This window comes from Acinetobacter lwoffii (genome assembly GCF_049367455.1).
GTDB lineage: Bacteria > Pseudomonadota > Gammaproteobacteria > Pseudomonadales > Moraxellaceae > Acinetobacter > Acinetobacter lwoffii_W.
In genome coordinates, this window is record NZ_JBMPXW010000001.1 from 64,208 (window position 1) to 79,909 (window position 15,702).

Annotated in this window: 17 protein-coding genes and 1 pseudogene; 9 read left to right on the forward strand and 9 right to left on the reverse strand. The window is 39.7% G+C overall.

The features are described from left to right. Positions 1-22: 22 nt before the first annotated feature. Positions 23-1,237, forward strand: a complete 1,215-nt coding sequence (locus ACO1B7_RS00330) for an alpha/beta fold hydrolase (protein ID WP_420937260.1) — start codon at positions 23-25, stop codon at positions 1,235-1,237. Between the two features lie 226 nt (positions 1,238-1,463). Continuing rightward, positions 1,464-2,120, forward strand: a complete 657-nt coding sequence (locus ACO1B7_RS00335) for an SOS response-associated peptidase (RefSeq protein ID WP_420937259.1) — start codon at positions 1,464-1,466, stop codon at positions 2,118-2,120. A gap of 21 nt (positions 2,121-2,141) precedes the next feature. On the opposite strand, the gene ACO1B7_RS00340 is transcribed toward ACO1B7_RS00335, so the two are convergent. Continuing rightward, positions 2,142-2,288, reverse strand: coding sequence for a hypothetical protein (locus ACO1B7_RS00340; protein ID WP_423089672.1), 147 nt, complete (start codon positions 2,286-2,288; stop codon positions 2,142-2,144). Positions 2,289-2,450: 162 nt separating this feature from the next. Next, the gene (locus tag ACO1B7_RS00345; RefSeq protein ID WP_016806847.1) at positions 2,451-2,678 is read right to left on the reverse strand and encodes a type II toxin-antitoxin system HigB family toxin; all 228 of its coding nucleotides are present in this window, start codon (positions 2,676-2,678) and stop codon (positions 2,451-2,453) included. 1,332 nt (positions 2,679-4,010) lie between these two features. Here ACO1B7_RS00345 and ACO1B7_RS00350 point away from each other — a divergent pair. Further along, positions 4,011-4,874, forward strand: a complete 864-nt coding sequence (locus tag ACO1B7_RS00350) for an IS982 family transposase (protein ID WP_004679438.1) — start codon at positions 4,011-4,013, stop codon at positions 4,872-4,874. A gap of 36 nt (positions 4,875-4,910) precedes the next feature. After that, positions 4,911-5,222 carry a hypothetical protein gene (locus ACO1B7_RS00355; RefSeq protein ID WP_423089673.1) on the forward strand — a complete coding sequence of 104 codons (312 nt, stop codon included), beginning with the start codon at positions 4,911-4,913 and terminating at the stop codon, positions 5,220-5,222. A gap of 103 nt (positions 5,223-5,325) precedes the next feature. Here ACO1B7_RS00355 and ACO1B7_RS00360 read toward each other — a convergent pair whose 3' ends face one another. Next, the gene (locus ACO1B7_RS00360) at positions 5,326-5,556 is read right to left on the reverse strand and encodes a hypothetical protein (protein WP_004646793.1); all 231 of its coding nucleotides are present in this window, start codon (positions 5,554-5,556) and stop codon (positions 5,326-5,328) included. Between the two features lie 622 nt (positions 5,557-6,178). After that, positions 6,179-6,409: a hypothetical protein gene (locus ACO1B7_RS00365; RefSeq protein ID WP_004646792.1), complete on the reverse strand. Its 231-nt coding sequence runs from the start codon at positions 6,407-6,409 to the stop codon at positions 6,179-6,181. Positions 6,410-6,661: 252 nt separating this feature from the next. Between ACO1B7_RS00365 and ACO1B7_RS00370 the strand changes: the two genes are divergently transcribed. Next, on the forward strand, positions 6,662-7,138 hold the full coding sequence (locus tag ACO1B7_RS00370; protein ID WP_004280184.1) for a CinA family protein: 477 nt from the start codon (positions 6,662-6,664) through the stop codon (positions 7,136-7,138). Positions 7,139-7,240: 102 nt separating this feature from the next. Beyond that, positions 7,241-7,861: a hypothetical protein gene (locus ACO1B7_RS00375; protein ID WP_004646791.1), complete on the forward strand. Its 621-nt coding sequence runs from the start codon at positions 7,241-7,243 to the stop codon at positions 7,859-7,861. A 66-nt stretch (positions 7,862-7,927) separates the two neighbouring features. On the opposite strand, the gene prpC is transcribed toward ACO1B7_RS00375, so the two are convergent. Further along, positions 7,928-9,067: a bifunctional 2-methylcitrate synthase/citrate synthase gene (gene prpC, locus ACO1B7_RS00380; RefSeq protein ID WP_004646790.1), complete on the reverse strand. Its 1,140-nt coding sequence runs from the start codon at positions 9,065-9,067 to the stop codon at positions 7,928-7,930. 4 nt (positions 9,068-9,071) lie between these two features. Further along, positions 9,072-9,956 carry a methylisocitrate lyase gene (prpB, locus tag ACO1B7_RS00385; protein ID WP_004280180.1) on the reverse strand — a complete coding sequence of 295 codons (885 nt, stop codon included), beginning with the start codon at positions 9,954-9,956 and terminating at the stop codon, positions 9,072-9,074. 230 nt (positions 9,957-10,186) lie between these two features. On the opposite strand from prpB, the gene ACO1B7_RS00390 reads away from it, so the two are divergent. From ACO1B7_RS00390 to ACO1B7_RS00400, 3 genes are all read left to right on the forward strand, one after another. Beyond that, on the forward strand, positions 10,187-10,834 hold the full coding sequence (locus ACO1B7_RS00390) for a TetR/AcrR family transcriptional regulator (protein ID WP_420937258.1): 648 nt from the start codon (positions 10,187-10,189) through the stop codon (positions 10,832-10,834). Between the two features lie 114 nt (positions 10,835-10,948). After that, positions 10,949-11,869, forward strand: coding sequence for an ornithine carbamoyltransferase (gene argF / locus ACO1B7_RS00395; protein WP_004280178.1), 921 nt, complete (start codon positions 10,949-10,951; stop codon positions 11,867-11,869). A gap of 104 nt (positions 11,870-11,973) precedes the next feature. Then, positions 11,974-12,447 carry a hypothetical protein gene (locus tag ACO1B7_RS00400; RefSeq protein WP_423089674.1) on the forward strand — a complete coding sequence of 158 codons (474 nt, stop codon included), beginning with the start codon at positions 11,974-11,976 and terminating at the stop codon, positions 12,445-12,447. A 102-nt stretch (positions 12,448-12,549) separates the two neighbouring features. On the opposite strand, the gene ACO1B7_RS00405 is transcribed toward ACO1B7_RS00400, so the two are convergent. The 3 genes and pseudogenes from ACO1B7_RS00405 to clpS all read right to left on the reverse strand — a co-directional run bounded on the left by ACO1B7_RS00405 (position 12,550) and on the right by clpS (position 15,695). Continuing rightward, positions 12,550-12,903 (reverse strand): YnfA family protein, encoded by a 354-nt coding sequence (locus ACO1B7_RS00405; protein ID WP_004646786.1) that lies wholly within the window; start codon positions 12,901-12,903, stop codon positions 12,550-12,552. Between the two features lie 91 nt (positions 12,904-12,994). After that, positions 12,995-15,272 (reverse strand): annotated as a pseudogene (clpA, locus tag ACO1B7_RS00410) (ATP-dependent Clp protease ATP-binding subunit ClpA). Between the two features lie 9 nt (positions 15,273-15,281). Next, positions 15,282-15,695: an ATP-dependent Clp protease adapter ClpS gene (gene clpS, locus ACO1B7_RS00415; RefSeq protein ID WP_004279780.1), complete on the reverse strand. Its 414-nt coding sequence runs from the start codon at positions 15,693-15,695 to the stop codon at positions 15,282-15,284. Between the last annotated feature and the right edge of the window lie 7 nt (positions 15,696-15,702).

Consider the following 15,702-nt stretch of genomic DNA (forward strand, 5'->3'; position numbering starts at 1 on the left):
AAATGACATTATAAAAAGGAAAATGGTTTCAGCGATGAAAATTAAATCTCCTATTATTAAATTAATCATGAGCTGTTTATGTTTAGGTTCAACATATGCAATAGCATCTCCTCCACTTCCCGATAGCAGCAAAATCCAAGCATCCAATATTTCGGAAAAAATACCGGGTACAATATTATCTATACAAGAACAAAATACTGATCTGTTTACGAATGCCTCACAACGTTTCTTAATTAATTATCGCAGTCGTGGCACAAAATCCGAACCCATTGTCACTTCAGGCTATATCCTGTTACCTAAAGGCAAATTCCCTAAAGATGGCTGGCCTGTTCTGGCTTGGGCGCATGGTACAACTGGCGTTGCTGATACATGTGCACCCTCTGGGGATTATGTGGGCGGGCCAGTCCATGTCTATCAGCAAATCGCTGCTAAAGCATTGAATGCCTGGCTCGCTCGCGGCTATGCAGTCATTGCACCTGATTATCAAGGTTTAGGCACTCCGGGCGGTCATCCTTATATGAATGCGCGAAGCCAGTTACATACTGTCGTGGATGCTGTACGAGCGATCCACCATTTAAAGCCTTATAGCTTTAGTAAAAATTGGTATGTTATGGGTCATAGTCAAGGAGGTGCAGCATCTCTTAAAATTGCTGCGGCCGGTCAAAAAGATGCACCTGAATTTGATCTTCGCGGGGCAATTGCACTAGCACCGGGCGGTTACCAATATGAAGGAATCGCTGAATATGTTGCCAGCAATTCGCAAATCACGACTGATGTCGCCGCATTTTTTCCAATTGTGCTTTTAGGAGCAGAAGCTGCAGACCCGATGCTTGCTCCAGCAAATTTAGTTAGCCCAGAAATGGAAGAAATTCTTAATCATGCACGCAGTCGCTGTTTGTCAGAATTACAATCTGACCTAAAACAAGCACCTAAGACTGTCTTTAAATCAAATATAAATCTGGCACCTTTGACAAATTATTTAAAAGAACAGTCTATTGAGAATATGACACCGACTGTGCCGGTTCTGCTGGTACAAGGTGAGAAAGATCAACTGGTCGATGATCGTGGTACTTATGCTTACTATCAGCAGGTATGTACGAAGCAGAAATCTATCGCCTTCCATCTAGTCAAAAATGGAGATCATCGTGATTCCTTAAGACAGAGTGAATTTCTAATTGGAAACTTTATCCATTCAGTTGAACAAGGGAAAGCTTTGAACACCTGCCCTACAAAATAACCCGGTGAGCTTTTGTATTTAATCATTAAAAACTCAAATATTTTAATCTTCATATTTATAGAATAGTCCTTTAAAGGAGCACTATTCTATAAAGAGGATAAACTAATATTAATCCGTATTCTTACTTTCTGTTAAAACTATACTTACGATTTCGAATTGTTTTGAGCCCATCATTTTTATACTTTAATTCTTTAGCAAATAATAATTAGAATGAAAGAGGTTATTTATGTGCTCGAACTATGAATTTCCCTCAAAAAAACGTCTTTCCTTATTAGATATTCATGAAGAGCAACTCGAACTGGGCATGAAACCGCATGTTTATCCTTTAGCGCCAGCCCCAATCATTATGCGCGGTGCTGATGAGTTTGAGCTGGATATCGCACGTTTCGGACTGATTCCAGCCTGGGCGAAAGAATTGAAATATGGCCGGCATACCTATAATGCACGGACTGAAACAGTGGCATCCAAACCGAGTTTCCGACATGCCTGGAAAAACAACCAGTTTGCTTTGGTACCCGTCGATACATTCTATGAACCTAAATATATAGACGGTAAATCGCACTGGTTTGGCATTTCACGTGAAGATGGCAATCCTTTTACCGTGGCGGCGATTTATGATGACGCACACATTGATGGTGAGAAAATCAGATCATTTTCGATGCTGACCATAAATTCAGATCAACATCCCTTTATGAAACAGTTTCATGACCCGAATGACGAAAAACGCTCGATTATTGTGATTCCGGAAGAATCACGACATGACTGGTTGCACTGCGATCATGAACAAGCCCATGAATTTTTCTTTGAAATGAAAGATGAATTTATTGCAAAGCCTAGAGATTCAAGGTTTATCGGGAAATTAAAAAGCCCTAAACCAAGTTAGGGCTTCGTCCATATGAAAAAGCTATTTTTGCTCTCTCAATGGATTTTCTGGTTCTGCATTGGGTTTTTTCTCTGGTTTGACATCCTTATAAGATGCCTGATTACCCTTGTCGTCATTCGATTCTTTATGCGGATTTGATTCTTGCTCTTGCTCTGGCTTATTTGTCATATGCATCTCCTTCATATATCTATTAAGAGATAAATATGACATCTACTGCTAAACATCAATGTTATTTATGTTGCACATTCAGTTTTCTAAAAAGACAAATTTTCCTTGAAGTATTCTTTTACATTTCACAAACCCTAAAGTCCATCTGAGCAAATAAGCTGTTCAGCCTGATCGTAGATGGTACAGCAAAGAATATGAATTCGCGTGCGAGCCGATATCGAATACATGAAATTTTCTAAGCTTATCCACTGCCGGAAAAAGTCTTTTCATTTCAGTAAAATCTTTAGGATGATTGGCCTTAATCATTCGATGCCAACCAGCTAATGCAGTTTCAGCCTGTGGCCTCTTTTGAATTGCTTCAAGAATTCGAGCATGGGTGATCACACGCATAAATTTTATTGTATTCCAGTTCTAAGCAGCTAAGAATTTATCAAAACGTAATCCTATTGAAATGATTCTTTTATAAAGTATTCCTTGTGAGAAATTATGTTTAGATCCAAAAATTTCATCAGTAAAGAAAAACCCCGCCAACTGATGATTGAACGGGGATTGATCTTCATTAAGATGTCTGATGATTTGGCACATTATTCAATATTTTTCAAGCAATCACGACACTGTTTGACCTCATCATGGTCACACGTGTAGTTAATTTCAGTCGCACCATGAAGACCAAATAAACAAAATATAAATTGCATCATGTTTTTCTCCTAAGTGTAAAAAGCTCAATCTAGGATCAAGCTTTATTGCTTTAAATATAGAATGATTCAATATAAAATGATTGGATCAGCGATCTAGAACAACTTCAGTACTCAGCTCTGTTGTTTAGCCTTTCAGTAAAATTGAAGCTTTTGGGCTAAGTTTGTACAGGCTCTTCAGCTTGAGTCGCCTGATCTTTTTTACAATGATCACTTTTACAATGCTTGCTGCTCATCATCTGACACATTTTCTCTTTGCAAGATTTAAAACAACAGCCAACCATTACGCCCATGCCAAATGCGCATATACATCTCATCATAGCTTTGTCCTGTCTTTTCGTGAAAAGAGATATATAAATAACATCTATTCATGTATCTCTCCTGAGGGAATTTTCAGGCTTTATGTTGTGTATGAAAACTTATGTGAAAGAGAATGAGCAAAAAATACAATCAGCAAAGAAAAAACCAGATTTAAGACGGAAAAGAAAAAGCCTGTTTAACTCTCCTAAATTAAACAGGCCCTATAATGTGCTGATTTTTAATTATTTTCATTAAGTTCTTAGAATGACGCCAAGATATCACTAGCCATGCAGCCAATCTGTGTAGGATATATAGATGCAATGTTTCAAAATATGAAAAAACCATTACTTTTGTTAATTAAATGACTGTAATTTATCCAAAAATCTTTTTAATGGGCAAATAAGACGATTAAATAACCAAAACCCAAAAAGAATTGCTAAACCTATAAATGAGAATAGGTTAATTCAGATTTGTAGGAGAAAATTCCTTATTTCAGTCAATATCGGATGTTATGAATGTTCAATGTCTCATAAAGTTTATAGATCCCTGCTTTCTTTTTAGTCATTTCTCTCTATAATTTTTCATATGAGCAATAACAATATTTTGGCAGCATGAAAAATCGCATACTAATTAACCTGAGTTCGATATAAAAAAAGAGTAGAAAAAAAGCCCTGTTTTTGTAACATATTGGTTCTCAAGACAAAATGTTATAAAACAAGGCTTCTCAATGGATCATATTACCGAATTATTTTGTATTTTGGATGATTTCTGCAAAAAATTTAATGAATCTTTAGAGAAAGCTTTAATTTCTAATCAAAAAACCAGGTTGAAAAAGTCAGCTTTAAGCTTGTCTGAAGCAATGACCATTGTCATTTTATTTCATCAATCCGGTTTTAGATTCTTCAAATATTTTTATTGCCAAATGATCGTTCCATTCTGGAAATCTGCTTTTCCTAAACTGCTTAGCTACAACCGATTTATTGAAATCATGCCCCGTTGTTTGCAAGCTCTGAGTAGTTTCTTCCATCAGGTGAAAGGAAAAGATACGGGAATCAGTATCATTGACTCCACTAAATTGGTAGTTTGCCATAATCTTCGGATTAAAAGGCATCGTGTATTTAAAGGCTTGGCCGGTCGTGGAAAAAGTAGTACGGGTTGGTTTTATGGTTTTAAATTACATCTCGTTATCAATAATTTAGGTGAAATTATTAATCTCAAGCTGACATCGGGAAATGTTCATGATGTTGCTATATTAGAATCTTTAACTCAAGAATTAAAAGGGATCCTACTCGGAGACAAAGGCTATTTGAGCAAAGCAAAAGCCGAAGCTTTAGCAGCAAGAGGACTGAAAATATTGACCCCATCACGTCGGAATATGAAAAATAAACCCATCCAAACTGAAGAAGAAAAACAATTACTTTGCAGAAGAGGATTGATCGAAACAGTGAATGATCAATTAAAAAATTTACATCAACTTGAACATTCACGTCATCGTTCGGTAAATAATTTCATGGTGAATATCATGGCTGCTGTAGTGGCTTATTGTTTGAACCCCAATAAGCCAACTTTCCAAAATATGCTAAAAGGTTAAGTGGATTTCATCGAACTCAGGTTAATTACTTTATTGATGAGTCTGGCAATAAGCGGCTGCCAAAAACAGCAAGCAGAGAGTGCAGCAGAAGCTGATGCAAACATTAAAGTGCAGTTTGAACAATCAGATAATCAACTGAGTGCTTATCTGGACAAACTTGACTCTTCAACAATTAGTCTGGAAGAAAGAACACGTATCCTGTGTGAACAATATCCTAAAGAATATAAAAATAACTATATGCCTGCCTTGCTAAAACTTGCACCCAAGGAATATACAGAAAAAGAGTTGCTCACCGACCTAGACAATGCCTTGAATTTCTACAAGCTAAAAGCCAATATTCAGTGTTAATAAATACTTAGTCTAATCGTGCAATGAAATATAAAAAACCGCCTGATTCAGGCGGTTTTTTTATGAAGAGCGTAAGTCTTAAACAGAATTAACACTGCGGTTTTCACTGATCTTGTTGCTGTTGGTTACTGTTTTGCTGTGGCTGTTGTTGCTGTTGGCCTTGCTGGTTTTGTTGCTGATTGCGCTGCGGCTGCTGTTGTTGCTGGTTATTTTGTTGCTGATTTGGGTTTTGCTGGTTGTTTTGTTGACGCTGCTGATCTTGATTGCGTTGTTGATTTTGCTGTTGCTGTTGTTGCTGCTGTTTCTGTTGGTCTTGCTGTTGATTATTAGCCATGGTGGTATTCCTTACTATTTGCTTTAAATTAAAAGCCGATAGGTTTCGACTTAATATCTACTCTACGCATTTTTCAGATTTCGCCAACCTTTAACCTGTTACAGATTAATTCAATGTAAAAAATAGTAAGATAAGTACTTGAAGTGGAGATTAATGCGCAACATAAATTACCTGATATAATGCAACAGAAACATAATGAAAGACTTTATAGGTCAAAAATTTATTATCCAATAAAAGGAATAACTTAAGTCCTATTTCATATATAGGAAAATTTTTAATAAAATTTAAAAAGCGTTATTAAACAGAACCACTTAATAACTATACTATTGATATTTATAAATATATACAAATAAATCTAAATCTTCTATATTTTTAAAAAATTAAATAAAACATTAAAAATACAATTCTTTTTGAATATTATTAACTGTGAAGAAATACGATACTTAACATGACCTCACCAATAAAACTTAAGCTGTTTCGAATTTACCTTGACTTTAATTCAAATATTTTTACTTATTATTTTGGTATAAACTTAGATCAAATCATTGTTTGTAATTATATTTATTAATCTATTTATAATAAATAAGCCCCTTTAAAAGAGGCTTATTCTATTCAGTTTTTATTAGATATTGACTACTTTGACGATAATCGTTTGAGTATCTTCCTGCTCTTCGGCCAGATACAAACGTTTAAGCTCTTTGCTTTTCACTTTGAACTGCAAATTCTGATAAGAAATTGTGCTTGGTATCTGATCAAAATATTGACCATCAGCGTCAATTTCTTCCTGAAATAATGGTGTACCCAATTGATAGTCAAGACTTTTTAAGACTACATATTTTACTGTGGTTTTCATTCCAACACCCTACTTTCACTAAGCACTTTATTTTTATTTTTACCACTGTTCCGCCTGAGAAGAAACCTCTATTTTTGAAAATAGCCCAAACTTTAACCACTCAGATTTGCGATCAGGTCAACATGAAATTACACTGATCTATGAAAAAAATTTTAACTTTCATAAAAATATAAATATACTTGGAGTTGATCGACAGGAAAAAATCTGCCTAGATTGATCTAAAATCACTCCCACAAAGAAAATATAGAGACTATGATAAAAACCTGTTGCGGCTTACTCGAAGAGAAAAACATAAAAATTGCCTTTATCGAAAGCGCAAGTTCTGGATATCTCAGTAGCCAGTTCTCCATTTGTAAAGGAGAAGGTGCCGAAATTCTGATTGGTGGTTTGATCTGCTACGATGTAAGTGTCAAGACTTCAGTATTGGGCATTTCCAAGAATCTGATCAATAGTCATACTGCGGAATCTATGCCGGTAACGGTTGCTCTGGCGGAAGCAGGTAAAAAAATGTTCCGTGATGCTGACTGGATTATTGCCTGTACAGGATTGCTTAAACCAGGTGGTAGCGCGACACCAGAGAAACCGGAAGGGACTTTTTTTGTGGCCATTAATGATGGCACGCAAATCCATCAGTTCCAGTATTATCTCAAAGGCTCGCCACTTGAACGCCTCAACAAACTGTCCGCTGTGGTTGCACATGACATGATCAATCTGTTGAATAACAGCTAAGCTTTCAAAGTTACTGTATAGCCTGAATAAGCTTCATTATTTCTACCGTATTTTAAGATAGATTGGCATGATCAGATGCCAATCTATTTTTTTGAGGGTGGAATGACCATGAATATTAAAACTGCACTGCTCCTGCTCCCTCTGAGCTTGCCCACTCTGGCTTTCGCTACCGTAGGCGGTCCACAAAATATTGAAGTTCTAGGCTATGAAGTCAAAGAACAGAAGCTTTATATCATGCGTCACTATCTTGATGGTCGTGGACGCTTGCCTCAACTATATTATTATAATTTTAAATCCCAAAAACCAAATCAACTGGTTCAGGTCAATTCCTTATATATCAATCCTAAAACCAAGCGCATCGATTATGATCAAGACAGTCGCAAGTTTGATCAGGACATTGCCAAAATCAAAAAACGTTTAGTTCCATTAAATCCAATTCAAAAATCAAAACCACAGCTTAAGGTGTTAAAGACAAAAAAAGGTAGCGCGCCTGCCTGGCATGACCCTCAGGAAAAAGTGCCAAAATGGACCTATCAATATCAAGTGAAATCTGGCTTACAAAAAAGCGCGGTTCAGCAAGCGGTTAGTTATCAGCAAGGCTTGAAAATTAGCCAGGCCTATAAAGTTCCGAGACAAAATAAAACTCTGGTAATAGTAAAGTATCTGGGTATTCCTTTTGAAACAGGTTATAGCATTGAAGATCCGGCACTGTTAAGCCGATAACGAAACCGATAAAAAATAAGGTCTCAATTGAGACCTTATTTTTTTTATTTTTACTACAGAAACAGATTAAGCCGCAGTAGAACGCTCAGCGATTGGCACTACTTTACGCAACTCTGGCCCAGTGTAATCCGCGCTTGGACGGATAATACGATTGTCTGCACGTTGTTCCATCACATGTGCGGCCCAGCCTGTCACACGCGACATAACAAAGATCGGGGTAAACAGCTTGGTTGGAATGCCCATAAAATGATAGGCAGATGCATGGAAGAAATCCGCATTACAGAATAATTTCTTCTCACGCCACATGACTTCTTCACAGCGTACCGAGACTGGATAAAGTACCGTATCACCGACATCTTTGGCCAAACGCTCAGACCAGACTTTAATAATGCCATTACGCGGATCATTGTCCTTATAGATCGCATGACCGAAGCCCATGATTTTTTCTTTACGTTCCAGCATGCCCAGCATTTCACGTTCAGCTTCTTCAGGCGACTTCCAGTTTTCAATCATGTCCATCGCAGCTTCGTTGGCACCGCCATGTAGAGGGCCACGCAAGGAACCGATTGCACCGGTAATACAAGAGTGCATATCGGACAGCGTTGATGCACACACACGAGCGGTAAAAGTTGAAGCGTTGAATTCATGCTCTGCATACAGAATCAAGGAAACATTCATCACCTGTTCATGTAATTCATTTGGCTTTTCGCCATGCAGTAGATTCAGGAACTGCGCACCGATTGAATCATCATCGGTATTTTCTTCAATACGCACGCCGTCATGGCTATAACGATACCAGTAACAGATCATTGCCGGCAAAGTTGCCAAAATACGGTCTGCGATATCCTGTTGCTGCTCAAAAGATTGCTCAGTTTCAAGATTGCCCAGCATGGAAACGCCAGTACGCATCACATCCATTGGATGTGAGTCGGCAGGAATACGCTCAAGGACTTCTTTTAATGCCTGAGGTAAAGTGCGTAAGGATTTCAGTTTGGCTTTGTAGGCTGCCAATTGCTCTGATGTCGGCAATTCTCCGAAGAAAATCAGGTAAGCGACTTCTTCAAACTGGCAATGTTCAGCCAGATCCTGTACGTCATAACCGCGATAGGTCAGGCCTGCGCCACTTTTGCCTACTGTTGAAAGTGAGGTTTTACCTGCCACTTGTCCGCGCAATCCTGCGCCAGTGAGTACTTTTCCTTCAGCCATTTTTTTAATTCTCCTGTTTAAACAGTTTATCTAATGTGTCTTCGAAGCTGTGATAATCTAAAAATTCGTAGAGTTCTTTTCGTTGTTGCATGATATCCAGCACATTTACCTGAGTACCATGTTCGCGCACCGAACGCATCACTTCAAGTGCGGCTTTTTGCATTGCACGTGTCGCTGACAATGGATACAGCACCATGCCAATGCCCTGCTCAGCCAATTCATCTACCGTATAATACGGCGTATCACCAAATTCGGTAATATTCGCCAGGACTGGCACACCGACCGCATCACATACTGTACGGTACATGGTGATATCAGTCATCGCTTCAGCAAAAATCGCATCTGCGCCCGCTTCAACACAGGCAGAAGCACGGTCAATCACGGCTTGCAGGCCTTCTTTTTGTAGCGCATCGGTACGCGCCATCACCACGAAGTTTGAATCGGTTTTCGCATCTACAGCAGCTTTGATACGATCGACCATTTCCTGTTGCGATACGATTTCTTTATTTGGACGATGACCACAACGCTTCTGTGCAACCTGATCTTCAATATGAACCGCAGCGGCTCCTGCTGCAATCATCTGTTTGATCGTTCGGGCAATATTTAATGCGCCGCCCCAACCGGTATCAATATCAACCAGTAAAGGTGTATCCACACGTTCAGTGATCCGGCGTACATCTTCAAGAACATTATCCAGGCTGGTCATGCCCAGGTCAGGCAAACCATAAGAATAATTCGCGACACCCGCACCTGATAAATAAATGGCTTTATAACCGACCTGTTTGGCCATCATGGCAGCATAGGCATTTACCGTGCCCATAATTTGCAATGGTTTCTCGACTTCAAGCGCTTGTCTAAATCTTAAACCTGCAGACATTTGTTCTGTCATCTTCCTTTTCCACAGTCTTGGCTATAATTATTGAAATTCGAGTATACTCATTTGGCTTGCTCATTCCATAACCCGATAGAACAAATACTCTAAAACTTTAGTCAAATTTTTAAGTTTTGCTTTACCTAATTAGCAAATAGCGCACTTATCTGGCGCAATTATGAAATATGTGCATATATTTGCTATGATGGCGTTTCAATCTTTATTGTCATGTTGATGTACGATCTCCTATGCAAGACCTTGCCCTAGAACCGCTCGCCAAAGATCTGCCACAGACCAAACGTGGTCATGAGCGTTGTATTGCGCTGCTGATCAGTGCAACCGAGCTATTTGTGGAACGGGGTTATGACGCTGTCTCTCTGGATGATATCGTCCAGCATGCCGGAGGCTCCAAAGCTTCGATCTATAAATACTTTGGCAATAAAGAAGGCTTGTTTAAAGCCATCTGCGATTATCGTCGTATCAAGTTTTTTGAAGATATCAGTATTCCGATCGAATTGATGGCACTGGATTTTCGTAGTTATTTAGTACACACGCTACTCAATTTTTATCACCAGATCATGCAACCTGAAAACTCGGCCTTTATGCGTCTGGTGCTGGAACAGAGTCAGCGCAATCCAGAACTTGCCCAGCATATTCATGAGCGAGGCCCGGTGCATGTACAAAGTGCCATTGCTACGGCTTTAGAACAGGCAGATGCGCAAGGTTTATTGCATTGCGAGAATCCGCAATATTCGGCACAGTTGTATTTTGGTATTTTGCGCAATCTGGAATGGCGTATTCTGATGGGAATTCCGGTACAGGAAGATGATCAGGAAATCGACAAATACATCAGTTATTGTGTGGATCGCTTTTTAGACGGTCATCAAAAAGTCTAGTTTTTTTGCATTTTTCATTGCTTATAGTATATTAGCCGATTCCGTATTTTTTTCTTAAACTAACCAACAACTGATTGTTGATCGAGTTTTTCGGCAATTATTGTGGAGTAACGAATGGCTCTCCGTCACTTTCTCACCTTACGCGATTTATCAACTTTAGAACTTAACCAGATTTTGCAACGCGCAATTGAGCTTAAGCGCAAACAGCATAACAATGAAGTGTTCCAACCATTTGTTGGTAAAGTGATGGGCATGATTTTTGAGAAATCGAGTACCCGTACGCGTGTTTCGTTTGAAGCTGGCATGAGCCAATTTGGTGGTAGCGCGATTTTCCTGTCTTCACGCGATACCCAGTTAGGTCGTGGTGAACCGATTGAAGATTCTGCACGTGTGATTTCAAGCATGCTGGATATCGTGATGATCCGTACTTTCGGCCATGATATCGTGGAGCGTTTTGCATCTTATTCAAAAGTTCCAGTGATTAATGCGTTGACAGATGACCACCATCCTTGCCAGCTACTTGCTGACATGCAGACTTATGTAGAGCAACGTGGCTCAATTGAAGGTAAAACTGTTGCCTGGATTGGTGATGGCAACAATATGTGTAACTCTTATATTGAAGCTGCACATATGTGGGGCTTTAATCTGAAAATTGCAGCGCCAAAAGGCTATGAGCCACAAGAAAAATTCCTGTCTGAATTCGCGCATTGTGTGGAACTGGTTCCTTCTGCTGAAGATGCAGCGGTGAATGCTGACCTGATCGTGACTGATGTTTGGGCAAGCATGGGTCAGGAAGAAGAGCAGAAGATCCGTGAAAAAGCCTTTGCAGATTATCAGGTGAATGAACGCCTGATGGATCTTGCACATCCGGATTGCTTGTTTATGCACTGCTTGCCTGCGCATCGTGGCGAAGAGATTTCAGAAAATCTGCTTGACCATAAAAATGCCGTAGTTTGGGATGAAGCTGAAAACCGCTTGCACGCGCAAAAAGCTTTGGTTGAATTCCTGATTAATGAAAATCTGAAAAAAGACTAATTTTTTAAGATGAATCTTCACAAATTAAGCACCAATCTCTGGTGCTTTTTTTGTCTCAGCTCTTATAATCATTGTTGAAATGGAATAAAAAGTGATTTTATACAATGCAAAAAAAATATTGGGCTTTGGCACTCTTGACTGGTTTTAGCAGTGTCGCCTTACCGGTGCATGCTTCTGAATTTGACCAATATCTTCAAGAAAAAAATATTATTGACAGCAAATTTAAAATTCAGAAAAAAGCTGAGCTGATAGAATTGCTCGCAGTGCTCAGTGCAGAGGATTCCAGAACTTTACCATTGCAGATTGATCAAAATACGATTATTGAACAATTACAGTTAAGTGCCAATAAAACCACACTGAAAGGCATGATCATCACGCCCGATTTTAGCCAGTTTGAAAAAGACTTGGGGCGCAAAGAAGTGATGAAAGTCATTCGCAATAATCTGCTCAATAATTGTGAAATTTTCTTTGAGCATCGCTATCAGATTGAGAACCCTTACAAGGTTGAACTCAGCCTGAACTCGCAGACACAAACATATAAAACGGATATTTCCCAGAAAGATTGCAAATTAAAATAATCTAAACACATAAGACATTTATTTCGATTCAGGATTCAAGAATCCTGAAAACAAAAGGTAGCCGTGGCTACCTTTTTTAATAAGGTTTACTGTTATATCTTGCTAACGCACCAAGCCTTGCGGCTGCAAAATAATAATCAACGCGCCCAGTATTACCACCATGCCACCAAGTAGATCCCAACGCGATAGAGTCACTTGATCAACGAAGCGCAACCACATCAGTGCTGAAAAAATATAGATACCGCCATAAGCGGCATAGATCCGTCCTGAAGCAGCTGGATGCAAGGTTAACAGCCAGACAAAAGCCGCCAAAGCCAGAGCTGTCGGAATCCATAACCAGTGGCTTCTCCCCTGATTTAAAATCAGATAGGGAAAATAACAACCTAAAATTTCCATCAATGCCGTGACTAAAAACAGTAAAAATGTCGTGAACAGCTTGGTAACTTGAATATCCATAATTTATCTTTTAAATGATATGAATTTGATAATTTAAAATATGAGTCCATGAAAAAACCCGTGCAAGCACGGGTTTGATCCTTCTTATTAATTAAGCTGGTTCAGCAGTCTGGTCTTCAAAAACTTCAAGTTTTAAGCCAACCGCTTTACCATTTTCTTTTTTCACAGATACTGCAACATTGCCGCCATTTTCAGCCAGCTCACCAAACAGGATCATCTCAGCCAGCGGTTTTTTCAGGTGTTCCTGAATCAAACGTTGCATTGGACGTGCGCCCATTAAACGGTCATAGCCATGTTCTGACATCCATTCACGTGCACTCTGATCCACTTCCAACATGACTTTTTTGTCATCTAGTTGTGCTTGAAGTTCAGTCAGGAATTTATCTACAACATTTTCAATAATGCTGCTTGGTAATGCCTTGAACTGAATCACGCCATCGAGACGGTTACGGAATTCTGGCGAGAAAACTTTCTTCATCGCTTCCTGATTATCGTTACTATTGTCCTGTTCCATAAAACCAATGCTGACACGTGAAATACTTTCAGCACCAATATTGGTGGTGAGTACCAAGACCACGTTACGGAAATCAGATTTACGCCCGTTATTATCAGTCAATGAACCATGATCCATAATCTGCAATAAGAGGTTAAACACATCTGGATGCGCTTTTTCGATCTCGTCTAGCAACAGCACACAATGCGGATTTTTGTGAATCGCATCGGTGAGCAAGCCACCCTGATCAAAACCGACATAGCCCGGAGGTGCACCGATCAAACGTGACACTGCATGACGTTCCATGTATTCCGACATATCAAAACGAACCAGTTCCACACCCATCTGTTTCGCGAGCTGCTTGGTCACTTCGGTTTTACCAACACCTGTAGGACCCGCAAAGACAAAACTACCTACAGGCTTATCTGGAGACTTCAAACCGGCACGTGACAGTTTAATTGCAGAAGCCAAGGCCTCAATCGCTTCATCCTGACCAAAGACCACACGTTTTAAATCACGCTCAAGATTTTCCAGCACACTCTTGTCATCTTTAGAGACAGTTTTCGGAGGAATACGCGCAATTTTAGAAACGATGTCTTCAATATTTTCTACGGTGATTAAACTGTCATCTTGTTCTGCTTTGAGACGGCGCTGAGCACCGGCTTCATCAATGACATCAATCGCCTTATCTGGCAAGAAACGGTCGTTGATAAATTTCGCAGAAAGTTCTACCGCAGACACTAAGGCTTGATCTTCATATTCCACATGATGGAAATCTTCAAACTTCGATTTCAGACCACGTAGGATATCAATAGTTTCAGAAATAGATGGCTCATTCACATCAATTTTCTGGAAACGACGCGATAAAGCATGATCTTTCTCAAAGACCTGACGGTATTCCTGGAATGTGGTTGACCCGATGCAGCGTAAAGAACCATTTGCCAGCGCCGGTTTGATCAGATTCGATGCATCCATGGTACTGCCCATACTCGAGCCTGCACCAATAATCATGTGAATTTCATCAATAAACAGCACTGCTTCAGGTTTCTTTTTCAACGCATTTAAAAGCTGTTTCAAGCGTTTTTCAAAGTCGCCACGGTATTTGGTTCCTGCCACCAAAGCACCAATGTCCAGACTGAAAATTTCAGCATTTTCCAGTGGTTTTGGCGCTTTACCATTGACAATTAACCAAGCCAGCCCTTCAGCAATCGAGGTTTTACCGACACCTGGATCACCGACAAGGAGTGGGTTATTTTTACGACGGCGGCAAAGAACTTGCGCGGCACGCTCGATTTCTTTTTCACGACCAATCAGTGGATCGGTCTTACCTTTTTGTGCTTCAACATTCAGGTTAGTGGTATAAAGTTCAAGTGGACCTGAACTTGCTGAAGATGCTGATTCGCCATCTAGATCTTCGATTTCTTCTTCAGACTGTACATCTTCTTTACGGGTACCATGAGAACAGGTACTGAGTCAGGGTCAGACGGTTAATTTGATGACGTTTCAGCAGATAGACTGCAAATGAGTCACGCTCAGAATACATGGCAACCAGAATATCAGCACCTTCTACAGTACGATCGCCGCCGCTTGACTGCACGTGAAAAATCGCGCGTTGCAAGATCCGGTCGAAGCTTTCTGTCGGGTGTGGTGCCTGATCACTATTTTCACCAAGTTTAGGGGTATGTTGTTCTACGTACTCTTCTAATTCCTTACGCAACACGATGATGTCCGCACCACATGCTTTGAGAGCATTCACGGCTGAATCATTGTCGAGCAAGGCTAACAATAAATGTTCTACGGTCAGGAACTCATGTCTCTTTTGACGAGCCATGCTGACAGCCAAACGTAGTGATACTTCTAATTGACGACTGAGCATGTAACCCCCTTAATCTTTAGGCTCTATTTGGCAAAGTAACGGATGACCTTGTGATCGAGCATAATTATTGACTTGGTTCGCTTTGGTCTCCGCAATGTCTCGAGGATAAACCCCAGCTACACCCTTTCCTTCATAATGTACAGTTAGCATTACTTGTGTAGCTTGGTCAAGATTCATTGCAAAGTATTGTTGTAAAATTTCAATTACAAACTCCATCGGCGTATAGTCGTCATTTAATAAAACAACCGCATACAACGGTGGACGTTTCAGTTCTGGCGGTGCAGTCTGTACAGCTAAGTCAGAATCACCGTCTTCAGAGGGTTCATTTGCTAAACGTGGGCTGATATGCCAATCAACGATTCCAGACTCATTAAAAGAATTTTTAATATCACTTAAACACATTTGACGTTTATTGCTTGGCATAAGATTT